The organism is Paenibacillus lactis (assembly GCF_017873605.1).
GTDB lineage: Bacteria > Bacillota > Bacilli > Paenibacillales > Paenibacillaceae > Paenibacillus_AQ > Paenibacillus_AQ lactis.
This window is the reverse complement of the sequence record NZ_JAGGKI010000002.1, coordinates 526,368-551,672: the sequence shown is the minus strand read 5'-3', so window position 1 is coordinate 551,672 and position 25,305 is coordinate 526,368. Positions and strand designations below refer to the sequence as shown.

At 46.7% G+C, this 25,305-nt stretch carries 23 protein-coding genes, 2 other RNA genes and 1 pseudogene; 18 read left to right on the top strand and 8 right to left on the bottom strand.

Annotated features, from left to right (window positions below; translation table 11 throughout):
* Positions 1-225 precede the first annotated feature (225 nt).
* The 13 genes from smpB (at position 226) to J2Z18_RS05285 (ending at position 12,199) form a co-directional block, all read left to right on the top strand.
* Positions 226-705, top strand: a complete 480-nt coding sequence (gene smpB, locus J2Z18_RS05345) for an SsrA-binding protein SmpB (protein WP_007132695.1) — start codon at positions 226-228, stop codon at positions 703-705.
* A gap of 267 nt (positions 706-972) precedes the next feature.
* Positions 973-1,340, top strand: a transfer-messenger RNA (tmRNA) gene (gene ssrA, locus J2Z18_RS05340).
* An 87-nt stretch (positions 1,341-1,427) separates the two neighbouring features.
* Complete coding sequence (locus J2Z18_RS05335; RefSeq protein WP_210094321.1) at positions 1,428-1,625, top strand: hypothetical protein; 198 nt, start codon at positions 1,428-1,430, stop codon at positions 1,623-1,625.
* Positions 1,618-2,022, top strand: coding sequence for an ATPase (locus tag J2Z18_RS05330; protein WP_210094320.1), 405 nt, complete (start codon positions 1,618-1,620; stop codon positions 2,020-2,022). Before J2Z18_RS05335 ends, J2Z18_RS05330 begins: the two co-directional genes overlap by 8 nt.
* A 156-nt stretch (positions 2,023-2,178) precedes the next feature.
* Positions 2,179-2,451, top strand: a transfer-messenger RNA (tmRNA) gene (gene ssrA / locus J2Z18_RS31105).
* 98 nt (positions 2,452-2,549) lie between these two features.
* Complete coding sequence (locus tag J2Z18_RS05320) at positions 2,550-3,005, top strand: HNH endonuclease (protein ID WP_210094319.1); 456 nt, start codon at positions 2,550-2,552, stop codon at positions 3,003-3,005.
* Between the two features lie 469 nt (positions 3,006-3,474).
* Complete coding sequence (locus J2Z18_RS05315; protein WP_007132690.1) at positions 3,475-4,548, top strand: AI-2E family transporter; 1,074 nt, start codon at positions 3,475-3,477, stop codon at positions 4,546-4,548.
* A gap of 269 nt (positions 4,549-4,817) precedes the next feature.
* Positions 4,818-5,708: an ABC transporter ATP-binding protein gene (locus J2Z18_RS05310; RefSeq protein WP_210094318.1), complete on the top strand. Its 891-nt coding sequence runs from the start codon at positions 4,818-4,820 to the stop codon at positions 5,706-5,708.
* Positions 5,709-5,749: 41 nt separating this feature from the next.
* Positions 5,750-6,493 (top strand): ABC transporter permease, encoded by a 744-nt coding sequence (locus J2Z18_RS05305; protein WP_007132688.1) that lies wholly within the window; start codon positions 5,750-5,752, stop codon positions 6,491-6,493.
* Positions 6,494-7,666: a sensor histidine kinase gene (locus tag J2Z18_RS05300; RefSeq protein ID WP_210094317.1), complete on the top strand. Its 1,173-nt coding sequence runs from the start codon at positions 6,494-6,496 to the stop codon at positions 7,664-7,666.
* Positions 7,667-8,272, top strand: a complete 606-nt coding sequence (locus J2Z18_RS05295; RefSeq protein WP_210094316.1) for a response regulator transcription factor — start codon at positions 7,667-7,669, stop codon at positions 8,270-8,272.
* Positions 8,273-8,952: 680 nt separating this feature from the next.
* Positions 8,953-9,747, top strand: a complete 795-nt coding sequence (locus J2Z18_RS05290; protein ID WP_210094315.1) for a sensor domain-containing protein — start codon at positions 8,953-8,955, stop codon at positions 9,745-9,747.
* Between the two features lie 376 nt (positions 9,748-10,123).
* Positions 10,124-12,199 (top strand): pectate lyase family protein, encoded by a 2,076-nt coding sequence (locus tag J2Z18_RS05285; protein ID WP_210094314.1) that lies wholly within the window; start codon positions 10,124-10,126, stop codon positions 12,197-12,199.
* A 179-nt stretch (positions 12,200-12,378) separates the two neighbouring features.
* Here J2Z18_RS05285 and J2Z18_RS05280 read toward each other — a convergent pair whose 3' ends face one another.
* Entirely contained in the window at positions 12,379-12,798 is a 420-nt protein-coding gene (locus tag J2Z18_RS05280) for a type II toxin-antitoxin system death-on-curing family toxin (protein ID WP_210094313.1), read from the bottom strand.
* The gene (locus J2Z18_RS05275; protein WP_007132682.1) at positions 12,795-13,058 is read right to left on the bottom strand and encodes an AbrB/MazE/SpoVT family DNA-binding domain-containing protein; all 264 of its coding nucleotides are present in this window, start codon (positions 13,056-13,058) and stop codon (positions 12,795-12,797) included. Before J2Z18_RS05275 ends, J2Z18_RS05280 begins: the two co-directional genes overlap by 4 nt.
* 448 nt (positions 13,059-13,506) lie before the next feature.
* On the opposite strand from J2Z18_RS05275, the gene J2Z18_RS05270 reads away from it, so the two are divergent.
* The 3 genes from J2Z18_RS05270 to J2Z18_RS05260 all read left to right on the top strand — a co-directional run bounded on the left by J2Z18_RS05270 (position 13,507) and on the right by J2Z18_RS05260 (position 16,228).
* Complete coding sequence (locus J2Z18_RS05270; RefSeq protein ID WP_210094312.1) at positions 13,507-14,760, top strand: mechanosensitive ion channel family protein; 1,254 nt, start codon at positions 13,507-13,509, stop codon at positions 14,758-14,760.
* A gap of 195 nt (positions 14,761-14,955) precedes the next feature.
* Complete coding sequence (locus J2Z18_RS05265; protein ID WP_245255873.1) at positions 14,956-15,135, top strand: DUF1259 domain-containing protein; 180 nt, start codon at positions 14,956-14,958, stop codon at positions 15,133-15,135.
* Between the two features lie 250 nt (positions 15,136-15,385).
* Complete coding sequence (locus J2Z18_RS05260; RefSeq protein WP_028404176.1) at positions 15,386-16,228, top strand: aldo/keto reductase; 843 nt, start codon at positions 15,386-15,388, stop codon at positions 16,226-16,228.
* A gap of 98 nt (positions 16,229-16,326) precedes the next feature.
* Here J2Z18_RS05260 and J2Z18_RS05255 read toward each other — a convergent pair whose 3' ends face one another.
* The 4 genes from J2Z18_RS05255 to J2Z18_RS05240 all read right to left on the bottom strand — a co-directional run bounded on the left by J2Z18_RS05255 (position 16,327) and on the right by J2Z18_RS05240 (position 22,023).
* Positions 16,327-20,352: a glycoside hydrolase family 10 protein gene (locus J2Z18_RS05255; protein WP_210094311.1), complete on the bottom strand. Its 4,026-nt coding sequence runs from the start codon at positions 20,350-20,352 to the stop codon at positions 16,327-16,329.
* A 432-nt stretch (positions 20,353-20,784) separates the two neighbouring features.
* Positions 20,785-21,267 carry an SRPBCC family protein gene (locus tag J2Z18_RS05250; RefSeq protein WP_210094359.1) on the bottom strand — a complete coding sequence of 161 codons (483 nt, stop codon included), beginning with the start codon at positions 21,265-21,267 and terminating at the stop codon, positions 20,785-20,787.
* A 33-nt stretch (positions 21,268-21,300) separates the two neighbouring features.
* Entirely contained in the window at positions 21,301-21,633 is a 333-nt protein-coding gene (locus tag J2Z18_RS05245) for an ArsR/SmtB family transcription factor (RefSeq protein WP_210094310.1), read from the bottom strand.
* 24 nt (positions 21,634-21,657) lie between these two features.
* A complete protein-coding gene (locus J2Z18_RS05240; RefSeq protein WP_210094309.1) occupies positions 21,658-22,023 on the bottom strand; it encodes a DUF1801 domain-containing protein in 366 nt (121 codons plus the stop codon).
* Positions 22,024-22,099: 76 nt separating this feature from the next.
* Between J2Z18_RS05240 and J2Z18_RS30340 the strand changes: the two are divergent.
* Positions 22,100-22,726, top strand: a pseudogene (locus J2Z18_RS30340) (sugar phosphate isomerase/epimerase family protein); the annotation flags it as partial.
* Between the two features lie 377 nt (positions 22,727-23,103).
* The gene (locus J2Z18_RS05230) at positions 23,104-23,871 is read left to right on the top strand and encodes a collagen-like protein (RefSeq protein WP_210094307.1); all 768 of its coding nucleotides are present in this window, start codon (positions 23,104-23,106) and stop codon (positions 23,869-23,871) included.
* A 240-nt stretch (positions 23,872-24,111) separates the two neighbouring features.
* Here J2Z18_RS05230 and J2Z18_RS05225 read toward each other — a convergent pair whose 3' ends face one another.
* Together J2Z18_RS05225 and J2Z18_RS05220 are read right to left on the bottom strand one after the other, a co-directional pair.
* Entirely contained in the window at positions 24,112-24,822 is a 711-nt protein-coding gene (locus J2Z18_RS05225; protein WP_210094306.1) for a DUF421 domain-containing protein, read from the bottom strand.
* Positions 24,823-24,914: 92 nt separating this feature from the next.
* Positions 24,915-25,166: a hypothetical protein gene (locus tag J2Z18_RS05220; protein WP_245255849.1), complete on the bottom strand. Its 252-nt coding sequence runs from the start codon at positions 25,164-25,166 to the stop codon at positions 24,915-24,917.
* Between the last annotated feature and the right edge of the window lie 139 nt (positions 25,167-25,305).

The following is a 25,305-nucleotide window of genomic DNA, read 5'->3' as shown; positions in this document are numbered from 1 at the left end:
ATGAAGGGGAATGGGATACTTTTAATCTTGAAGTCCCTCCCCGGTGCACTTGGCCTTGGAATCATGGCTGCCGATTTTGCCATTCGATATTCAGAGTGGAACGCTTGCCCCGCCTTGCGTAAGCAGGCCTACGTTTGATACAATGGACTTCTGGTGAGATTGCATATTTTCGGCGGTCTGCCGGAGTCCTTTTTCCATTTACTGCTCATGACAAGGAGTGAGACCATGGGTAAGAAGAGTGACGGGAAGGTTCTGGCCCAGAACAAGAAAGCTTCCCATGATTACTTCATAGAAGATACGTACGAAGCGGGGATGGTTCTGACCGGGACCGAGATCAAGTCGATCCGTAACGGCCGTGCCAATATTGGCGACGCGTTTGCGACAATTCGCAATGGCGAGATCCACATTCACAATATGCACATCAGCCCGTTTGAGCAAGGGAACCGGAGCAATCCGTCCGACCCGACGCGTGCGCGGAAGCTGCTGCTGCACAAGGAACAGATCCGCAAGCTGCTAGGGCAATCCAAGCAGGAGGGATATACGATCGTTCCGCTTAAAATCTATATCCGCAACGGTTATGCCAAGCTGCTGCTGGGCCTCGGCAAAGGTAAGAAGCAGTACGACAAGCGTGCGGATGCTGCCAAGAAGGACGCGCAGCGCGATATCCAGCGGGCACTGCGGGAGAAGCAGAAGATTGTGCGTTGATGAAGCAAGTTGGCTTTTTGAGTGGCATGTTTTAGCTGTGTTACCTGCATTATATATATCATTTTGATGCAGTTTGTGATATACTATTTGATGTAAGGCAAGATTGACTCTTTGACAACAGCATGCAGTAGACGGCATTCTTTCTTTGGAGGGAAGGAATGCGAACGTTTGATTGACTACTGTGGCTGAATCATCTTTAGATCTAATCCAGGTACCCTTTTTGGCGGAAACGTCAGGTGCTTAGCGCATCGGCATTTCTCCACATAAGGGGGCGTTCTTTGGATTCGACGGGGATAGTTCGGGCATGAGTAGCGGGTAGTGGGGACGCGTCCACTTCATCAACGCTAAAGCCATAATAACTGGCAAACAACAAACTTCTTACGCTGTAGCAGCTTAATAACCTGCACGCGTGCTCTCGCTCTGTATCGCCCATGTACCGGGATGAGGGCTCAACTTTAGTGGGATACGCTGTCACATCTCCGCCTGGGGTGTGCTGAAGAAGACAATCAGGCTGGGCATAGCGAAAGCCGGTTACGGGGCGTTTGCTTTGCCGACATTAAAACTGTAACTACACCCGTAGAAACTTGTGTTGTCGTTATCTTCGGACAGGGGTTCGACTCCCCTCGCCTCCATACATAACAATGATAGAGCCATCAGCCAGTGATCTGGTTGGTGGCTCTTCTGTTTATGATAAGTAATTAGAAAACTGGAGGGGACTCAGGATGGTTGCCAATCGAGAGCAGCTCCAAGAAATTCTGAAAAAAGCAAATCAACATGCACGCAAGCAAGCCAAGGAGTCAGGGGCATCCATTTACTATATCAAGGATAATAAACGAGTTCGTGAGGATGCTAACGGAAATAAGTTCGAAATCATTTATGATGCAACCGGAAAACGACATGAGTTCGAATATCATGAATAAGCAAAAACCAGTTATGACGGTTTTTGCCGGAACAAATGGGGCCGGAAAAAGCACGCTGAGTATGCAAATGAGAGCATGGTTAGGCGAGTTGGTTGATCCTGATCAGATTGCCCGTGAACTAAAACCAGATGATCCAAGAAGTGTCGATCTTTCGGCGGGAAGAGAAGCGGTCAAAAGAATCAGATCGTTGATAAAAAGACAGGAGCATTTTGCAATTGAAACGACACTATCAGGTACATTTGTTCTAAAGCATATGCAAGTTGCTAAAGAAAGCGGGTATGACATCGTCATGTACTATATTGGCCTTCAAGATGTGCAAATGCATATTGACCGTGTGGCCTCTCGTGTCGAGCAGGGTGGACATTGGATTGCAGAAGAGGATATTCGTTTTCGATAAGGCCAGTCATTGCAAAATTTAAGGCCTGCACTAGCCATTGCAGATCAGATTTTTATTATAGATAATACAAATGAACCCATGATTGTTGCTGAAATCGCAGGAAGTAAGCTGATATATTGCATAGATCATATACCTGCTTGGTCTGCAAGTGTTATTAGAGACCATAGTTGATGATGTATTCTAGGGGATATTACAGCTTAATAACCTGCACGCGTGCTCTCGCTCTGTATCGCCCATGTACCGGGATGAGGGCTCAACTTTAGTGGGATACGCAGTCACATCTCCGCCTGGGGTGTGCTGAAGAAGACAATCAGGCTGGGCATAGCGAAAGCCGGTTACGGGGCGTTTGCTCTGCCGACATTTAAAACTGTAACTACACCCGTAGAAACTTGTGTTGTCGTTATCTTCGGACAGGGGTTCGACTCCCCTCGCCTCCATCTTGAAAAACACCATCCGCATGAGGATGGTGTTTTTGTTTTATATTAATACTATAGGCTAGAGCATGTCTTACAGATGGAGTGAAATCGATGAATCATAGTCATGATGGAGAGGATCGATTGATAACGGTGCTCAATATGGATGGTCAACAGCTAACCCCGTGTTTGCTCCATAGGGCTTGGCGGGAAGTTGAGCGATCCCGAGCTGTCTGGATTGATGAGCAGACGATCCAATTGCTTTATAATCCGTTCTTATTTCGGGGCTATCGAAAAGCTGCACTGAAACGAGATCATCACACTTGTTTGTGGTGCGGAGGGCACGCCACGACAGTAGACCATATTATCCCCTCAAGCAAAGGCGGCTCGGATCTTCCCCACAACCTGATCGCTTCCTGCAGCGAATGCAATACGAAACGTGGAAACCGTCCGGCATGGTCCTATCTCAAAGATAACGCACGCGCTGTTCCGAATCTTATAAAGCTGTGCTGGCGTATCTTTATCGCGAATTACAGACATCGCCCAATGAAAAAGGGGACACTTGAGTAAAGACCTAGAATTGTTGTTTCGACCGACCGAAGTCTATGCAGGAATCGTGACACGCTCATTAATTTTGCCGACATTAAAACTGTGACTACATCTGTAGAAACTTGTGTTGTCGTTATCTTCGGACAGAGGTTCGACCTCCCTCGCCTCCATGCATACAGTAAAAAGCGACCGCAATTGGTCGCTTTTTTTGCTTGTTATCACTTTTAGCTTCAGTCTGAATTCAACATGTTCTTTATAGAAGGGTTTGCTTTCTTATTACTTGGGGAGGGGACAGCCCCCTCTACCCAAATGCAAATCCACCTATTCATTTGCCGTCATTGTATGTGTCTTGGGCAGTAGAAATGGCATGTGTTTTATTGCTTAAGTGCCGACATTTCATAATGTAACAATCTTCATATATAATTGAACTGTCTAAGTTGAACTCCGTAAATGATTAGATAACTAAAATATAGTTAAATGAGGGAAGCGAATGAATTTTTTGCGGGAGTTTTTTGCTAACAATATAGTAAGAAGAATTCTATTCCTCCTACTAGTCGTTTTATTGCTGTATAGCTTGAGAGATATGCTCAATTTGCTGTTATTGCTGTTTCTTGTTACCTTCGTCATGGGACGCCTCGAGCAATATATTACGAAGAAAATATCTAAGCTGTTTCCTATATCGCCTATTGTCGTTAATACGGTATTGTATGCGGCTTTAATATTTGGGCTTGTCTACGGAATTCTCCATTATGTTCCGAAGCTCATTAGTCAAATTTCTGATTTGTATTTTTCCATTATCCGATTTCTAAATACACCTCAGTCAGATGAAATTGCTGCGCTTGTCTCCTCCGCACTTAGTAAGCTGGAATTAGAGCAATACGGAAGCCAGGCACTAAATTATATTCTGAAGCTAGGCAAGTGGGCGGAGGTTATCATTTTTGTTATTGTATTGAGCTACTTCTACTTAATCCAGAAGAAAACCGTCAATGACTTTACAGATAAGTTGAGCAAAAGCAAAATAAGCTGGGCTTACAATGAGTTTAAATATTTTGGCCAAAAATTCACCTCCTCCTTTGGTAAAGTGATCGAGGTTCAATTAATGATCGCCTTGTTGAACACGATTCTAACGACGATCGGGTTGTCGATTTTGGGCTATCCTTACTTGTTCGCTCTAGCGATTATGGTTTTTCTACTAAGTCTTGTGCCGGTAGCCGGTGTTGTTCTTTCCTTCATTCCGATCAGTATTATCGGTTACCAGATTGGCGGTATCTCAACCGTCATTTGGGCGATTGTCATGATTTTGATCATCCATGCAGTTGAGACATACTTCTTAAATCCGAAGCTGTATGCTCATAAAACGAAGCTGCCGATGTTTTACACCTTTATTGTTCTTATTTTCTCCCAGCACTTCATGGGGATCTGGGGGTTAATTCTCGGGATTCCGATCTTTATGTTCCTGCTCGATATTTTCGAAGTCGATCAAAAAACCGCGATATCACCAAACATTGAAGCTGCGCAGCTTTTAGGAGAAAACGTAAGTCCTAGGAATAATCAACAGCCCTAAGTCACTTCCCGAAATAATCTTGCTGTGTTCGATTAAAAGTGTAAAATTCTTAGCTATAAGTTTGCAAAGCAAGACACCTCACTCAAAGAGTATCAAATGTACATTATGCATAAGAAGGGCCTTTAGAGGTCCTTCTTTTTTTGCCCCCTTTTTTTCTGACATTTGTCATAATCGGCTTGTGACAACCCACACTAATTGGTTCTCGCGCTTTCTCAATATAATAAGGACATCAAGGAACGAAAGAAGAAATTAGCGGAGGTTAGGACAAAATGACAAAGGCGATTGAATGTATCAATCTAGTGAAGAAATTCGGCGAGTACTGCGCCGTTGATCATATGAATCTATCTTTTGAGAAAGGTCAAATATCAGCATTGCTCGGACCGAATGGAGCAGGCAAGACAACCACCATTTCCATGATACTTGGAATGATCAAGCCAACATCAGGAGAAGTCAGGGTCTTGGGGATGCCATCTGGAACAAAAGAATTACGGCAGCGCGTTGGAGCGCTTTTGCAGGATGTTAAAGCAGCAGATGGACTTACGGTGAAAGAAGTGCTTCAATTGTTCCGCAGTTATTATCGTAATCCGATGTCGCTAGAGCGATTGTTAGACATTTCGGGTCTCCACGCGGATCAGAAACGACGCGCATCCTCCCTGTCTGGAGGTCAACGTCGTAGATTAGCTTTCGCCCAGAGTTTGGCGGGGAATCCGGAGCTTCTCCTGCTGGATGAACCAACCGTCGGAATGGATATCGAGGCTCGGGGTCGCTTTTGGGACACCATTCAAGCACTGGCAAGTGACGGACGTACGGTGCTCTTAACTACACATCATTTAGATGAAGCTGATGCTGTCGCAGATCATATCGCAGTCATCGCCAGGGGACAGGTTGTTGCGGAAGGGACTCCGGCACGTTTAAAGGCACAAACAGCACTTAGAACGGTTTCATTTCGGGCGGCAAATGCGCCAGCCCAGCAGGAGTGGCTCACATTACCTGGTGTAGAAAAGGCGGAATGCAACGGCGAGCGGATTCGCCTTTATGCCCAAGAGACCGATGTATTGTTATTTACACTGATGCAGTCTGAATGGGGAATTTCCGATATTGATATACAATCCGCCAGTTTAGAAGATACATTCCGAAGTCTTACAGGCTCAAATAAATAAACGATTATACGATAATAAACATTTTTAGGAGGAAAATAGCCATGTTCCATATGTTTGTTGCCCAGACCAAAGCAGAAAGTATACGAATTATCCGCAGTCCATTTTTCTTACTCTTCTCCATTGCGATGCCGCTTGCTTTCTACTTTTTATTTGCGAGTATGAATGGGGTAGATCAATCGATCCAATCGACAACTTGGGGTGTCTTTTCATTGATGTCGATGACTGCTTTCAGTTTGATCGGTACAGCCGTATCTCAATTCGGTATCCGTCTTTCGTTCGAGCATCAAGATGGGTGGGTGCGCCTGTTGAAGCTGACTCCACTATCTCCTGCCGTCTGGATTGGCAGCAAAATTGTATCGCAAATGGTTGTTCACTTGATCGTCATCGTAGTTATCTTTTTATCTGCCGGCCTTGTTCATGATATACAATTGACAGCCGGGCAATGGATTTTATGCGGATTATGGTTATGGATTGGGAGCATATCTTTTCTTGCGCTTGGTGCCTTGTTAGGAACGCTTAAAAATGCGAATACCTCCGTTGCCATAGGAAATGTGTTACAGATGGGGCTTGCCATTGTGGGGGGGCTTTGGATGCCGCTTAGTACTTTGCCAAGTTGGATGGGCTCGGTCGGGGAATGGCTGCCATCTCACCGTTACGCCAATGGGGCATGGAATATGATCGCCGGAAAAAATCCGGCAAGCATCGATTTCATAATTTTGACAGGATGCGGACTCCTCTTTATGCTACTATCAATCTATATATACAATCGACGGGATGCGGTTTAATTGAATCGAGAGAAATGGCGTCTCTTTCCAAAATCGGAAGGAGTCGCCCCTTATATTTTGTTAACAAATTTAATAATACCCATGTACTTTTTACTCTATGAGCCATCAAGTATACAGTGGCTTGGCTTTGTTCTGTTAGGCATATTCGTTCTATTGTTTCGACAATCCTACTTTTATTTAAAGTGGGCCACGCCAATATTGATCGTTCAGGTGGGTATACTTTTAATTTTAGCAGCTGTCTTTCACCCTATGTATACGTTTATGGGTTTTATGATCGCTGCTCCGCTGAGCAAACAAAAGCTGCCGATATTACTCTCTATAACGATCGTTTTTACGGTAGCTATGGGATTTATCGCCGTTCCTTACTTGGACCGGATGGGCAGCCTAGTATGGATAGGGCTGGTGCCTATGTTTGGCATCTGTATTCTGCCGTATATTATTCGAACTTCGACCCGATTTCAACAGAAGTCTGCGCGGCTGCGGGCAGAAACGGCTGAACGAATGGCACAGCAGGAGGAGCGCCAGCGGATCGCGCGTGAATTACATGATACATTGGGACATACGCTGTCATTAATCGCACTAAAAGGTGAGGTCGTTGAGAAATTGGTCAATCGTCAACCCGAGAGAGCGATAGCAGAGGCTCGTGAAATACGAGAAACGGCACGCGCAGCCTTGAAACAAATGCGAGAATTGGTTACGGAGATGAAAGTTACATATCTCGCTGACGAATATAAGCATGCTGTATCGTTATGTTCAGCAGCGGGCATACCGCTTTTATTTCAATATCAATCGATTTCAGATCCCAGACCTTCTAATGTAGGGACGGAAGACGCTTTAGTGAACAATCCGCTTCCGTTAACACCCTTGCAGGAGACGATCTTGGCAATGTGTTTTCGCGAGACGATTACAAATGTGGTTCGTCATAGCCGAGCAACAAGTTGCAGCGTTCTTCTCGACATTCAGGAAGGGGAAGTTCGTGTATCCGTAAGTGATGACGGTATTGGGGCAGATATGGATCAATTCTATACTAGCAGTAATGGCCTCGCCGGTTTACGGCAGCGGTTGGTTATGATCGATGGTCGTATGTCGCTGTCTTCGTCCCCAGGCAAGGGGACGGAGGTCACCTTACATATACCTAGGGTATTACGAAATGAAAAGGTAGGTAGCGCTTAGATGATTCGTATTGTTTTGGCAGAAGATCAAAAGTTATTAAGGGGAGCACTGGCAACGTTACTCTCGTTAGAAGATGATATTGAAGTCGTCGGTCAAGCTGAAAATGGGGAAGAAGTGATGTCCATGATTCAGGAGTATGAACCGGATGTAGCTGTTCTGGATATTGAGATGCCACTGAAAACGGGGTTAGATATTGCGGAATGGGTTCAAAAAAATAAGTTGGGTTGTCGTGTCATCATCTTGACGACGTTCGCGCGTCCCGGATATTTCCAGCGGGCCATGCAGGCAGGAGTTTATGGTTATCTTCTCAAGGATACGGGCAGCGATGAACTGGCTGATGCGATTCGTCGGGTCTATGATGGGAAACGCGTCATCAATTCAGAATTGTCGCTCGCGGTATGGGATGATCCATGTCCATTATCACCCAGGGAGCGTGAAGTCATGAAGTTGGCTGCCCAAGGCTTAGTTCTTCAAGATATTGGAGCACAGCTGTTTCTATCCTATGGAACGGTACGTAACTATATGTCAGAGGCGATTGGGAAGCTCGGGGCGAATACACGGATCGAGGCAATCGATATCGCACGTAGCAAGGGATGGTTGGATTGAGGAGAACTCCGAGAAATTCTGAAAAAGCGGGTCAATTTTAATAGGATTTTACTGATGTAAAGGCGAAAGAAAAAAGCCCCGAACAACGGAGCTTGTATGCTATAATTTGGAATGTACAACACACCTTGAGTGGGTGGGGCTTCCTCCGGAAAGGAGGTGAGTCCATATGAACTTCTCTTTTTCCGATGTGATCGTATTCGCAGGGTTTATCGTTGCGTTACTGACCTATATCGACCGAAAAAAGAAGTAACCCACTCTTAAGGTTGGCAAACCGTGGGTTACTTCTCTGGACAAGCATTACCCTGGAGGGAATCCCCACTCAAGAGGTTGTGCTGAGGACGGACTGCCATCCGTCCTTATTTCTATTCTTATCTTATCATACCCGGTTTTAGTCCTCAAGGATCAGCATTAATGAAGGTCTCCCGGATAGTCCAGTGAATGGGTGTACAATCCCTTCGCCTACATATATATCAAAGAGCAACGATTCGAATTGGACCCTTTACAGAAGCTCCGATTGAGAATAGCCGTAAAATAAATTCACCAGAGCCAGGCCGATCCCTAGTCTTAAGTCTAGGTTCAGATACCCCTTAAGACGGTTATGTCAGGTAAATGGCGCGGTTATAATGAATTTATATAACTCGCTGATACGTGATATATGAAGCCAAAAGGGGTGTTTGAATTTGAAAGCAATCGAAGCGACGAACACGGCGCGGGCAGGTAAGGTGAAATGGGTGCTTTTTAATCCAAAAACCTACGCGACGATCCTCTATTTATTGCTATCTCTCCCGTTAGGGATCATTTATTTTACAGTAGCGATAACAGGACTAGTATTATCAATCGGTCTAACTCCCATATTTATCGGAATACCGCTGTTCTTTGGCGTAGCGAAGCTGTTGAACGGGATTGTGCTCTTTGAACAAAGCATGATTAGGCAAATTTTGGGCCTTCCTGCCCCATCCGTTTCATATTCCTACCATCAACAGCCTGTAGCTGGGCAGAACTGGTTGAAACGAATGGTGAGCGGTTTTGACGGAGCGCTATTTATTCGAAATCTGCTGCTCGTATTCCTAAGGTTTGTTACTGGCATCGTATTCTTTGTTATTATGGTAACGGTGATTTCACTGGGACTCGGATTGATTGCTCTTCCCGTCGTGCATATCATTTTGATGAATGAATTGAAGCTTGATATTTTGGAGAATAGCTTGTTCAGTTATTTCCATATCGATTGGACTTATAATCAGCAATACCTGCTGTACGTAGGCGTTGGTCTTGTCCTGTTCTGGGTCGCGCTGCGCGTCGTGAATGGGCTCATGCAAATTCAGCGCAGAATCATGTATGTGGATGAGCCCTATCAGCAGCCGTCAGTACCGCCAATGGAAGCGCAAATCCATGCGTCCGTTCAGCCGCAATATGATGAGTACCTGGAGGATCAGCCCGCTCAAGGGATGATGCAGCCAGCCTATAGAGAGCTTTAAAAGCCCTCCCTAAAGCGACCTTAACCGGTCGCTTTTTCGTTTGCGCCCGGTTAAGCCTGAACTATCCTAATCTGCACCTTGAATTTGTTGCTTTCTGCAGTTCACGACTTGCCGGCAAGGATGTTCTTCAAGCGTAAGTGTCATTTCCCAGACGAATAATCATTAACTCAGAATATCGCGGAATGTGCAAAGTATGAGAAAATGATTATTTCGGAACTGCTTTCGCAGCTGATATGCTGTGGGTGAAATTCCAAAATTTGTTGATTTTCAATAAGGACCTTGAAAAACCTGGTCCATAAGCGAGGAGGTCGATAAGAAAGCTCAATTTATTGCAAGCGGTTACAAAAATCGGATGAGTAAAAAAGGAGGAGATAAAATGAAGAACAGGGTAGCAAAGGCAACCGGCATGGTGTTGTTGTTTTCTCTGGCACTGTCTCTCATAGCGGGAGGGTGGACGAATAAGACAACGGTCCATGCAGCCGGTCTTTCGATCATCGGCGGTGGGGGCTGGAATGAAACGGCGTATATCGAATGGTCACCCCTAAGTAATGCGGAGGGATACAATGTATATGTTAAAAACGCAGGCGCGCCGGATTCCAGCTATCAACAAATCGATAATGAGCTCATCCGACAATACCCTTCTTATTTGAGAGCGGATGCCGTAGGCCTAGCTGCCGGAAATTATGTCATAAAGGTTGAAGCCAGGCTGAGTGACGGTTCGACGGTAAGCACCGTTTCGAATAACCTGTCCGTAGCTTCCCATGATCGATCCGGGTTTGCTTTTTCCTCAGACTCGCCATACGGGACAGGCTCGGGTGCCTACAATGATGACGGTACGCTTAAAGACGGTGCACAAGTTATTTATGTGACCTCCGAGACGGCACGAACCGTGACTCTTGATGTGAAAATCAATAGCTCAGGCGGGGTTCAAACGGGCGTGGGGATCGGCGAGATTTTGACGCTAAGACAAAAGGGCTATGATACAACCCCTCTTGCTATCCGGGTTATTGGAAAGGTTACCGATGATGACATGAGCGGACAGCTGAATAGCAGCGGCTACCTTCAAGTAAAAGGCAAAAACAATTACTCGGAAATGAATACGACGATCGAAGGGATCGGAGACGACGCTTATGCTTATGGGTGGGGATTGCTCCTTAGATATGTAGGGAATGTGGAAGTAAGAAACCTCGGACTCATGTTGTTCCCTGATGACGGGATTTCCATGGATACTGGCAACATCAACGTGTGGGTTCATAATAATGATCTATTTTATGGAACTGCTGGAGGAGATGCCGACCAGGCCAAGGGCGATGGTTCAACGGATCTGAAGAAAGGATCGACCTATATTACCATCTCTTACAATCACTACTGGGATTCGGGAAAAGCGGCTCTTGTCGGGTTGAGTGAATCGGAGGAATTCTTTGTCACCTTCCATCATAATTGGTTTGATCACTCGGACTCGCGCCATCCACGAATTCGATTGGCATCGGTACACATCTATAATAACTTCTATGACGGAGTCTCAAAATATGGGGTCGGTGTGACAACGGGAGCTTCGGCCTTTGTGGAATCCAATTACTTTAGACATGCCAAATACCCGATGCTGAGTTCCTTGCAAGGTACGGATGCTTTAGGGGAAGGGACATTTTCGGGCGAAGACGGAGGCGTGATTAAGGCCTATAACAATAGGATCGTAGATGCGGACAGTCTGATTTATGCAAACTCCAATACAGGGACAGCTCCGGCACATGCAACCTCATTCGATGCATACTTGGCTTCGTCAAGAAATGAAACCGTACCAAGCTCTTACAGAGCGTTAGTGGGAGGAACGGCTTATAATAACTTCGATACAACCGTCGATACGGGAGTGAATAACGCCGATATTGATAACGTCAGCGATGTGGAGAAAATTGTTACCGCACAAGCCGGACGCCTGAATAACGGGGACTTCACGTGGCAATTCGATGATTCCGTTGACGACACGTCGTATGCCCTTAACACCGCTCTTATGGCTAAAATACGAAGCTACACCAGCGGGCTCGTATCCGTAGGTGGGAATTCAAGCGGGGCAGATCCGGAACCGGAACCCGAGCCCCAGCCCGAGCCCGAGCCATCCACAGGGGAACCGGCTCATAACTTTACAACGTCCGGATTGGAAAGTGATTTCTTTGATATTGTAGGGAATCTTTCGACAACGAAGGGAACCGTGGTGTATAACGGCTTGACGCTAACCCAATGTTTGAAAATCGAGAGCTCGACCCGTATCACCTTCACCTCTACGGAAACGGCCACATTAACATTAGTGTTTAATTCGGCAGACGGAACCAAGATCAAGATTGATGGAACGAGTTATCCAATGACGAATGGTGTTGTCAGGGTGTCACTTCTCCCAGGAGCGCATACGATTACAAAAGATAACACGGCGAATCTCTTTTATATGGAGTTGGAGTAGAGCGGACGTCGGTCAAAAAAGGGATGCACGGGGCATGACTACCTCAACTGCAATGCTTTCGGGTGACATTAAAGGGCGACCGCATCCGTGGAAGCTTATGTGGTGTTGTCTTCGGACAGGGGGGTAGGCTCCCCTCGCCTCCTCTTACGAATATAAAAGCGACCGTGGTTCGGTCGCTTTTATACTTCCCCTGTTGGTTTGGCTACTGGGACACAATGCTTCCGAATGGTAGCTGCTAAGTCGGGAAACTGATATTTATGATTAACCATATCTACCGTAAAATCCTCGGCTTTCTTTGGGTTCATCCTAAAATACAAGCCATTATAACGCAGGAATATGACAAGTGCTGTAAAAGCGGTGCGTTTATTAGCATTGTAAAAAGGATGATTTTGCCCTAATGACTCAAACAGAGCTGCAGCCTTTTCGAAAACGGTCTGAGAGGCCTCCTCCCCAAAAGCGGAGGACTGAGGGCGTAGTACAGCGGATTCGAGCAACCCTGGTTCCTTTACCCCGATTTGTTCACCTGGACTGTAGCGTTGAATCATGGATACATTAATGGCAATGACTTCTTGGACGGATAAATAACGAGCTGATGTCATCTATCCTTGAGTCCTTGCAGTGTTTGATCGTATTCCTCAATAACATTTGTTAAAGTATCCATGAAGTCTGCACTAATTCCTTCAGGTAATGAGACTCTTGTTGACTTCTTGATTATAATTTCTCCTGTTTCCGGGCTAACATCAATGCTGACTGTATCACCTTGATCCAATCCGATTTGCTTCAAAGCGTCAGTCATGGTTATACCTAAACTGTTGCCGAATTTGGTCACTTTTCGTTCCATCACAACCATCCTATTCATAAAGGTTCTCTCCTTATCAGCATATTCAATCGTTATAACAATTATACAATTATGAATTTGAATTTCAACTAACTACGTTCTCACACTCTCCATCGTCAAGAGATGTAATGAGGGTCCAACTTTAGTGGAATACGCTGGCTAGTCTTCGCCTGAAGCTAACTGAAGAAGACAATCAGGTTGACCATGGAGAAGCGGTGACGGGGCATCGGGGTCAGCTAGAAATTCGGGGTCGCCTTTATCCATCTATGCTATAAGAAGGCGATAGCTAAAAGAAATATGGTACATATAACCATCGAATCCGTGTCCTTTACCTCGGGTCGCCCTCTACTTTATAATAGTAGGCTATATAAGTTGAACGAAATGAGGTGTAGACAGCACGAACATTTTACGTACTAGGCAGTGCATCAATTTCATACTCATATAGGAAACAAGGCTTTAGGAGGCAACAATGGATTTTATCAGAAATCAACTAGACGGATATGGCATGAGCGAGCAAACGGTGATCTATCTTTCCAACATGATCATGGTCCTTTTCATCGCGCTGGTCTCCATACTGGCCAATGTTATAACCAAAAAGATTGTGCTGAAGATCATCATTCACATCGTCAATAACAATCGATATACGTGGGACAATATCATTGTGGAGAAAAAAGTGTTTCATAAGCTCTCGCACCTGGTGCCGGCAATCATCATCTATTATTCGGCGTCGATCTTTCCGTCCTATCAAACTTTGATTGAAAAGGCAGCCATGACTTATATGATTATCGTAACGATCATGGTATTTAATGCGCTGCTCAATGCGTTTGATGCGATTTATCGTTCGTTCGAGGTTTCCAAGATCCGGCCGATTAAGGGATACATTCAGGTAGCGAAGATCGTTCTTTACATCGTCGGCGGCATTGTGGTCATCTCGAACCTCATCGGTCAGAATCCCCTGATTATTCTCAGCGGGCTGGGTGCATTATCGGCTGTGCTGATGCTAATCTTCAAGGACTCCATCTTAGGCCTGGTGGCAGGCGTTCAGTTATCGTCAAATGATATGGTGCGTGTCGGCGACTGGATTGAAATGCCGAAATACGATGCGAACGGCGACGTCATCGACATTACCTTAAATACGGTGAAGGTGATGAATTTCGATAAGACGATCACCATGATTCCAAGCTATGCACTCATCTCCGACTCGTTCAAGAATTGGAGGGGCATGCAGGTATCCGGCGGCAGAAGGATCAAGCGAAGCTTCTATGTCGATACGACCAGCATCTGCTTTTGTACCAAGGAAATGATTGAGGAGTTTCAGAAAATTCACTACCTTACCGACTATATCACGACAAAATTAAGCGAGATCAACGCGTACAACCTTGAACACCAGATTAATACGGAGAGCAAAGTGAATGGCAGACAACTTACGAATATCGGCGTGTTCCGGGCATATATCCAACAATATCTGAGGCATCATCCGAGAATTCATCAAGAAATGACGCTGATCGTCAGGCAGTTAGAGCCGGGAGATAACGGGCTGCCATTAGAAATCTATGCATTCAGCAATGATACCACCTGGGCAGTGTATGAATCGATTCAAGCGGATATTTTTGACCATATTTTCGCAGTCGCGCCGACATTCGGGCTTCGTGCCTTCCAAAATCCAAGCGGCCATGATATCGTCCAACTCAAGCAAAGCCCGGAATTTTCGCGGGGATATTGAGGCAGGGATAGAAAATATTCATTAGAAGGCGACCGGACCTGGTCGCTTTTTTTAATTTCATCTCCCGATTCCTTACAAATCGGGGTAATTTGGATTTCTTAATTCAAAATAATCCGCCTTGGGCCAGACGGTTGAGCTCTATGTTTGGGAGAGACGGTTATCTGACAAAGGAAATCACCCCCATTATTTTCCCGGCTGCGCAAGCATGGAATCAAGGTAACCGCGCTTCATAACCATTGGTTATTTACGAATCCGAATCTCTGGTATATTCACTTTGAAAGGCTGGATCAACCGCTCGACTTCGCAAGAGATACCCGGGATACGCTGAATGTATTAACGACACGGGTAGTTCGGCCTGTGATCCATAAAAAATAATATAATTAGCCATCCTTCGATCACGAGAGTTCGAGTTTTCATGGAAATAGGGTGCAAGGGTCTGTAACATAGGCTCAGATCCCCTCGCCTTTCTGCAAAATCCACAGCCTTACTGGTTGTGGATTTTTTTCGTGTTATAAAGAGTAAATAAAAGATGCGAGCTAGCTGAATCATGAATGGGTCATGTCCCCTGAATGAGGTTTATAATAGGACTAGCGAGGACTCAAATTTTATGTAAGGAGGCTTTCCAATGAATCAGAATGTTCCGGAGCTTACGCTAAATGACGGCTTGAAGGTGCCCGCAATCGGACTCGGCACTTATAGCCTGAAAGGCGAAGAAGGCGTTAAAGCCATGGCTGCCGCGATGGATGCCGGGTATCGGTTGATCGATACGGCTTTTAACTATGAAAATGAAGGTGCCGTCGGCAAAGCCATTAAGCGGAGCTCCGTTGCCAGGGAAGAGCTGTTGATTTGCTCCAAGCTGCCGGGCCGCCGCCATGCCTACAAAGAGGCGCTCGTGACCATCGAGGAGTCGCTGTACCGAGCGGATCTTGATTATTATGACCTTTATCTGATCCACTGGCCGAATCCCAAGCAGGATATCTACGTGGAAGCCTGGCAGGCGATGATTGAAGCCAAAAAACGCGGATACATCCGGTCCATCGGGGTTAGCAATTTCCTTCCCGAACATATTGACCGTCTAATTAAAGAGACCGGGGCAGCGCCTAGTTTGAATCAGGTGGAGCTTCATCCTTTCTTTGACCAGGCATATCAGCGGAAGAAGGATGCGGAGCATGGCATCGTTACGGAATCGTGGAGCCCACTTGGGCGCGGCAATGATATCGTGCAGGATGAACAAATCGTCCGAATAGCCGAGGCTCATGGAAAAACGGGAGCGCAGGTGATTTTGCGCTGGCACACCCAGCTTGGGGCCATTCCGATTCCTAAGTCGGGCTCCCTTCAGCATCAGACGGAAAATCTCGATATTTTCGATTTCGAGCTGACTGCGGAGGAGATGGATGTCATTTCATCCTTCAGCCGCGAGGATGGACGGTTGTGGGGACAGGATCCGAGCACTTACGAAGAATTTTGATCGTAGTAAGCCGCTTCTTTGGCCAATATCCCCCATCATCAAAAGCAGACGCCGATTTTTAACCGGCGTCTGTTTTTTCATCCTGTTCTATTGCTGTACTACAGCTTCCAAATACGGTACAGAATCACCGCTGCTTCGGCGCGGGTGAGGGGATCGTGCGGTGCAATGCGGCCGTTCTTGCCGTTTACAATCCCGGACTTGACCAGTCGGGCCGCACTTTCCAATGCATAACCGGAGACGCTTGCCGCATCGCGGTAACCGTCTAAGCTTCCGGTACCCTCGAGGGATTTGCCGGCTGCCGATAATGCCCGCACGGTCAGCGCCATCATGTCTTGTCTTGAGATCGGCTCATTCGGCTGGAAGGTCTGATCTTGAAAACCTTTTACGATTCCGAGTGCATAGGCGATGTCCAGCTCGCTGTGATCGTAACCGGCAGACTCGGCATCGCTGAAGCCTGCTTGCAGAGTCGCTGTCCCTTGGCCGCCGGATCCCTTCAACTCGAGCACTCTGACAAGAAGTGCGACGAAGTCGCCTCTCGTCATAAATGCTTCGGGAGAGAAGCTGCCCTCGGACGTCCCTTTGATGACATCCCGCGCAGCCATATGGTGAATGGCTTGCTCAGCCCAAGGAACCTTTTGCAAATCTTCGAAGGACTTGGCCTCGTAAGCTATAGCGTAGGTACCGAAACGGGTCGTTTGAAAAACAACCGCGCCCGCCGAAGCATCATGTCGGCCATTTGGAATGACCGCAACCTTTCCTTTGCCGTCCATGTACCAAACCACCAGGCGCTCCGGATTAAGCAGTTCTTTGGCGGTTGGGGTATATGGAATTTTGACCGTTACAGGAACCTCAGGATGATCCCAGTCTATGGCTTTCCCGTCTGCCGAAAGACTCAGATCGATGGCTGGTCGGCCGCTGATCCGTTCGAGGTCCGCTGCAGCCAGATGAGCCGTTGAAGCTGTGCCTACGCGGATCGACACCTGTTTTGCGGCTTTTGCCGCTTGCGACAACCCGCTGCTTGGGATATGAAGGGTCGCGTTGTCCGTTTTCAACACAAACTCAAAGGCTGGTTGGGCGTTCAGGCTATGGCCCGGCAGCTGTACTTCATATGCATCTACGGCATTTTGAGGGGCCACTTCAATTACGATTTGTTTCTTGCCGTTGGGGTTAGGAGTGGCTAGCCCAAGCGCTTTTGCGAGATCATCGCTAGCAATGGCGCCTACTGCATGTCGATTAGCGACCTTCACTGCGGGCTTGATGGTAATCACGCCGTTTTCGTTCCTAATGCTTCCGGCTTGCGGGGTGCTTCCATTGCCGGAGCCGGGATTGCTGCCATTGCTGCTGCTTGGGCTGCTTCCATTGTTGTTACCTCCACCGCCGCCGCTGCCATTGTCAGAGCCGCCGCCGTTCCCAGGGCTTGCGGGTTTGCCGTCTAAGGTAACGACGCCGAACACGGAAGGATCCTGATAGCCGTTGCCGGTCGTATCATTCCACGCGGCAACGCTTTGGCGAGCGCCGTCTTTCGCGTCATTGATCTGGGCGTCGAAGCCTATTTTAACCTGATTTGCAGGTTTGATGGATTTGAAAGGGATCTTTGCTTCCACCGTGTAGTTCGTTCCGGAAATTTTGGTTGCGGACACAAAGCCTTCTGCGATCGCTGGAGGATTAAATGAGGTTTCATTATCAAAGTTGATTCTGTACTGCCCGTCATCCGCTTGATAGAACGTTGTTTTGGCATTGTTTTCGTCCAGGAAAATTTCAACGGAGTCCTGCTCCCACACATTCACGCTCGCTTTATCAAGCTGGGCGTCGCTAACCTGGATCAATACATATAGATTGTGGTCATCCCAGAGCGTTCTGGCCACACCGGTCGCACCCTGCCATGCCGTCTGGTATTGATGGATCGACATCTCGGGAGCTTGGCACCAGATCGGGTCGACTGTGCCGTCTACGCCAGGTGTGCCATACATGGCAGTGGACTGGTTGGCATCCTTCGAATCAGGCTGGTGCTCCTGAATAAATGTATCAGGATCAATGACACCGTAATAGGCCGGTTTGGCCCGCAAGTTCTTATCAAACAGCAGCGGGTTGGAGGCGGCCCGCCAGCTTGAGCTGTCTTCAAGGCCCCAGAAGGTAACGCGGCTGATATGAGCCGCATGCTCCTTGAAAATTTTCATGAGCTGGGCATACAAATAGCCTTGTGCATTGGCTAACTGCTCGGAGAGCTGATGGTTGCTTCCGGCCTGGATGTCAAGCTCGCTGATGGTGATTTCCACGCCCAAGGAGATAAATTTCTCCAGGGAGCGCTTCACATTTTCCGGATTGGTGTTGATATTGTAATGTCCCTGCATGCCGATGCCGTCGATGAGCAGCTTGCCCGGATGGTCCAGCGCATACTTGTCATTGATTGCTTTCACCATATTGTAAATGGCCTGGGCCTTATTCTGATTGTCTTCGTTATAGTCATTGTAATGAAGCTTGATATCCCATTCCGGATGATCGTCAAGTACTTCCCTTGCCGCGAGAAATGCCTGCTCGACATAATCCGGACCGATGGCCTGATACCAAGGGGACTGACGCAGCGAGGCTTCCCAATCGGACGGATTCGGCGGATTATCGCTCATCGCCTCATTGACGACATCCCAGGAGATAACTTTGTCGCCGAAGTGCTCCATTACGGTGCGGATATGCGTGCGCAGATTCTCAAGGGCTTCCTCCCGGCTTAAAGGGACCGTATTCCCTTGCCCATCCTGTACCGTGTTCATCCATGCCGGGGACTGCTGGTGCCATACCAGCACATGCCCGTGCATCTGCATGCCCTCAGCCAGAACTTTATACACCATGGCATCCGCGGCCGTGAATGTAAAATTACCCTTTGTCGGCTGCAGCGCATCCGGCTTCATCGCGTTTCCGGCGGTGGCGGCATTATGATGCATCGATAGCAGCTCAAGCCGCACGCCTTCAAGATCCTCCGCTGTAATGGCGTTGCCGATGAGGAAATCATTTTGATACGCTTGTTTGACCGGAATCAAGTCTTTCTCGATTTCGACGGGGCCGGCGCTTGTTTTCTCGAAGCTGATGTCATCGATATAAAAGGATGCCGTCGCGTTATTCGAGCTTTCTACATAGATGGTTAAGTATTCATTCCCCACACTGTTGTACCGATAGGTTCCCTCGAACTGGACCCATCCGTCGCTGGTGCTGATCGTTTTGGGGGAAAGGGCCACATAATTCGCGCTGCTTCCGGAGCCGATTTGGGAGGACAGCTGGAGCTGCGAGCTTGCGGGCTCGATCAATTTGATCCATGCCGTTACTTTATATTCGCTGCCTTGATCAACGTATTTCTCGATTCGCAATGATGGCCCGTGCCATGTGGCTGTACGGCCTTCTACCTTCAAAGCGTAAGAGCCGCCGGGGGTATGGTTGGCTTCCTGGGTGACGGTCAACGTTTCATTACCGGATCTGCCTTCAAATCCGCCAGCCGTTTGGTCTTCAAAATCGATGGGAGTGAAGGGTAAAGCGGGTTCCCTAGGAGGCTCTTCCTCACCATCACCGCCGGAAGCCGCCTTCTTGGTGATCCGTATATCCCCGATGTAGAAGGGAACCGTCTTCCCGTCCTCGTTGGATTGAACCCGGAGGGCCGAATCGACTTCGGTATTAACGGTGAATTCTTTACTTAGCTGTACAGGCGTGCCTGCGGCAAAATCCGCACCGGCCAGCCAACCATAGCTGTCTACCGTTTGAAGAAAAGCCTGAGCGCCTGTTGGCACAGGCTCATTGGCGTCTACATATACAGAGACGGTCACCGTATACGTTATGCCGTTCTCCAAGCCCAAGTCGACATATTTGAAATCGGCCGCGTCCCAGTTATTGGCTCGGTTGCTTACATACAGAGCGCCTCCGTCCTCATTGCCGGCAAACGCTTTATTGGATACATGCGATATGCTGGCACTGCCGGATTGCACGGCTTTTCCTACGCCTGTCTCAAAGGTTTCATGATAAACGGTTTCGGTGGCTTCCGGTTCCTGTGCGTCAGCCCGAACATCCGAGGCTCTCCAGCCCGTCGGAAGAAGTAAAGCTGCCGCGATCAGAATCGAGATGCCTTGTTTGATCCATTTACTCATTTACTGTACTCCCCCTAACCTAAGAATATTAAGCGCTTTCATTACTTAACAGGCAGCCTCCTTTCTCCAGAAATTGTAGCATCCAGTTAGATCCAGTGTCTTTTTGCAAATTAAAGGAGATACTTAGTTTTTTACATACATTTGTTGGTTAGAAGCAGAAGAGAGTGGAGGAGCGGTGACCAAATACTGAAGAGGATGCCGATGCAGCCTCTTTAAATTCCGGCATCACTGAACTGAACCAACTCACCGTTGCGGTTCATGACCTCGTGATACGTCTTGCTAGCTCGTCGAAGCCTCTTGGGGTATGCTTCTGAGCAGAGCTGCTTTCGAGCAGCTTTATCGCCAATTCTTCCGTCTACTTATACGATAACAGACGAGAGAGCTGCGGAGCGATTCACCGCAGCTCTCTCGTCAAAGCAGATTGTATCCGCATTATTGTTGACTTGCCAAGTAATTAGCAAGTTGCTCGAACGTGCCTTCAAAACCTTGCGAAACCATTGGTGCCATAGCATTGTACGCTTCCTGTTCCTCAGCAGAGGCGTTGAGCGGTCCACCTTGCAGTGTCAGCAACGTCTTTCCTTCGTTTTCTTCAAGCGTTAGGACATTCAGTATTTCAAGGGGCCAGTTCGGATTGAACGGGGCTCGAATAATGTTCCCTTCTTCATCGGAGAAGGATTGTACCCATACCAATTTCTCAGGCGCCTTTACCTCATGGTAAACAAATCTGCCCCACATGGCATGCTGCCCATCCGGAGACTTCTGGCATCCCAGAAAAATTCCCCCTGGACGGACATCCATTTTTTCCACCTCAAGCGAGAATCCTTGGGGACCCCACCAGTTACCAAAGTGCGCTGGATCGGTCCACACCTTAAATACCAGTTCTCGAGGGGCGTTAAACTCACGTTTCAATACAATGCCTTGTTGTTGGTTCTTCCTTACACTTCCTCCTTAGGATTTAGGGATAATTCGTTCTTTATTCAGATGATCAAGATAATCGGATAGACGGTCAAAACGTTCTTCCCACATCCCACGAAATGATTCTAGCCAATCATCCAGCTCTATTAGGGGTTCTAGGCGAATTCGATAGATTCTTCGGTTGGCGTCCGCATGTACTTCAACAAGACCTGCCTCACTCAAGATTTTCAGATGTTTGGATGCCTGCGGTTGCCGAAGGTGCAAGCGATTCGCTATTTCTCCGACCATTAGCGGACCCTCGCGCATCAGTTCAATGATCTGCAATCGGTTGGGTTCCGCGAGCGCATTCAAGGTTGTCGTATTCATTAGTCCCTCCCGATGAGATGATCGTTATAAAGAGCTGGAGGCTTGTTTGAGAAACCCCGACAGCATTGTAAGATCCAGATTGTCCCCTTCCCGCAATTTAATCCACTTTCGTTCGGCAGGTCCTTCAAATCCCTTCGGAAAGTCAATCCCGTTTGCATTCATGATCATGAATGCAATGGCGTCCTTTGAAGGCGAAATGACAGCTGCGTAATGTCCGTTTTTCAGAAAATGAGGTTTTTTGTACTGAATACGTTCTTCGGCCTCCGGAATCGTTTCATGAACCATGTCCCGCAAGATTGAACTGACCTCACCTTGCCACTTCGGCAGATTTTCAATGTAGGCTGTAACTTCCTGATTCGCTTTGTTTTCCCTCCTATTTGGATATTGCATTCCTTATGAATTGAATATACCACAACAGGAATATTCCTGTCAAGGAATATATTGATTTTCAGGAAATTGATAAAACATAAGCAATCGATTTTTACCTACATTCAAAATCGGCCTAATTGTCGCCAGCCTCCCAGGTCGGTGTCCGCGAAAGACTTCATAAAGCGAAAGCCATCGGCGCAGACGGAGTGCAAATTTATGCGGTAACCGGAGAGATGGACCTGGCGGCCTTGACGCCGGCCAATCGCCGGGAGTGGAAGTGTTCATCGAGTCACTCGGGCTGGAAATTTCCGCGCTTGCCGGCGATTTAGGCGGCCACGGCTTCCAGGATCGGGAGCGAATCCAGCTAAAGTCGAGAAATCGAAGCGTATTCTTGACCTAGTTGATCGAGTTGGGCACTCGTGTCGTTACGACATATATCGAAATCGCTCTCTAAGACGAGAACAGCGCGCCGCCTATGAAACGATGCATAACGCATACAAGGAGCTTAGCGAGTGTGCAACACTATTTTGCGATTGAGACGGGACCCGAGACAACGGCGCATTTAAGAAGCGCGCGGCTTGGGCTCGAAGGGCATGTCAGGAACTTCGACCCGGCCAACATGGTATTGGTCACCGGCGACTATCCATTATAAGGTGTTTATACGCTGCGCGACTATATCGTTCACACGTACGCAAAGGACGGCATTCGCTTGCGCGAGATCGATCAGCACAGAGACTCGGCGTTGATGCAAAATCAGTCATGAACTGGGAAGCTAACAAGGTAATTCCATCATAGATTTTTCTTATATAGACCATTTTGTAAGAATAGTTGAAATATTAAGTTTACATTTAGTTTTAAAAAAAAAGGCCCATGGAATGGGCCCAATTAAGGAAGTGTATAATCGTTCTCATGCCAATGTATACAGAACTTCTTTAATACGTTCAGGCTAAAATGACTCTTTTTTAAAAAAACACGATTCCTTGTATGTTTTAGCCTGTTTTCAACGAAATCCAACTATAGTCTAATAAATCGTAGGTGTACATCCATGCATCTAAAGGCATTTCAACATACCCTGCATTAAACCATAAGGAGGTGCCTCTATTGCATCGATCTATAAGTAAATTAAAGAAAAAGCCACTAAAGAGAACACTCTCGTGTTGCCACGGGAAAAAGAAAAAAGAAATTGTGGTTAAAAAAAGAAAGGTGGTAAGAGTAACCTGTCCTACACCGAAAATAAATGTTACTCCTGTTCCTGGACCACAAGGGCCACAAGGGCCGCAAGGCATTCCTGGGCCACAAGGCATTCCTGGGGCGCAAGGACCCGCTGGGGCGCAAGGAATACAAGGACCAGTTGGTCCTGCAGGACCGGCAGGAGCCCCTGGACCAATAGGACCTACAGGACCAGCAGGCGGACTTGCCGCATTTGCCTTTGTATGTAGCTCGGAAGCACAGACCGTGGCCGCTGCTCCAGCACCAGGTGCTCAAGGTGGAGCTGTGACGTTTAACAACCCTCCAGTTATTGGTGGGACGTCCGTTACTTTCACCGCACCATCAACCTTCACCTTTAACGAGACAGGTGTCTATCATATTAGTTGGGAGGTATTCCCAACCGCTGGTAACAGTGCTTTTGGATTGTTCTTTGACCCTGACGCTGCTGGACCTGCTGCTCCCGCGCTGGTTCCATGTAGCAACTATGGAGCAGGGTCTGGTAACCAACCATACCAAGGTCAAGTCGTAGCTTCATTAACAGCAGGGGGGGTACTAACCTTAAATCGTATCGACTTCATGGGAACACAGACCTTGCAAGCTGCCATCGGCGGAGGCACACCGACAGTGAGTGCATCTATTGTTATTGAACGACTGGCATAATATGATATTCCAGTGACTATCGTTGTGCTATGTTTGACCATATTTAGGGCTCCCGAGAGGGAGCCTTTTCAAGGTGCTGGAAAAACAAATGGTCGCACTATAAAGCTGCTCCAATTGCTATTACAGTATGCCTGTCGCTTGGAATTACGCGTCATCATTAAACGTCACGCATTCATACTTAACTGAACCCAGAGCGTTTCTGAGCTTTTTTGCATTATTACACTTAACCTCAACTGTTTCTTATTCGATATCAATGGGATGGGTTATTTTATCATTATAGAAATCAATGTACAGTTGTCCGTTACTCCCTTTTACTGCATAAAAAACATCATCCAGTTGCTTCCCGCGAGCGGTTAGTTTATCCATAACCCACTCCGGGGGGATGTTGTTGACCTTTAGATTCCCCTCTAATAGTTGTCCATCCATTATGAGTTCAATCGGAAAATTTCCAAGGTCTTTGGATCCCTTTTTTAAGTCTTTTAGCGTTACGTTGTGATATTCCTTTTTTTTCATCACTGAGATTTTCCCGTTGATCTCCAATAAAGCATATTCAATTTCGCTATAATCAAATATATCCTTTTGGCGCAGCATCTGATTTAATGTGTCTAAAGTTAGATGGTTTTTCTTTAAATTATCCTCAAGAATTTTCCCGCCCTCAATAAGAATCGTCGGTGTCCCTTCAGTCCACATACGGAATTTCCGGTTTTTTACGATAATTATTGATAAAAGATATGACGTAAATGTAAAAACGGCAAGCGAAATCAGTAAGTGAATGACTTGCATTTTTTCATTGAAAGCAAAATTCGCAGCAATTGCACCCAAAATAACGGCTGTAACAAACTCATGAAAATTCATGTTAGATAGTGTTTGTTTTCCTAAGAAACGCGTAATAATTAACAGAATTACGAATGCTGATATACTACGAAGTAAAATTATCATATGATCAACCATGCTTCATCCAAACCTCCATAGATTACATTTTCTATCCTAAGTATGGGCAGTTTTAGAAAAATAAAAACGATAAGGCTAAGAAATAGTCTACCTTATCGTAAAATATATGCTTCGATTAAGTCACTCACACTGATATCGTCAAGTTCTTCAGCGACTTTATCTGCTTTGGTCTTCTTTCTAAATGAACCCTCCAATAATACTTGAACCTTTTGGTCTTTATCGATAAGGACAGAGTTTACTTCTAAGGCATTGGTAAGTATTCCGACTATTACTGCAATCTGGGCAGGGGATAACTTGGGCAGTGAGTTTTTTTTTACATTTACCGTTTTTCTTGTTCCTTCCATTACTGTTATTGTTATTTTTTCTCACTGCTCTTCCCCCCAAAACTAATCCTCTATGATAGGAACTATCTCCTCCTATGTTCTGCAGGTCCCGTGATATATGAAAATTTATTTTTGCCAGTTACACAAATGTGATTATTCA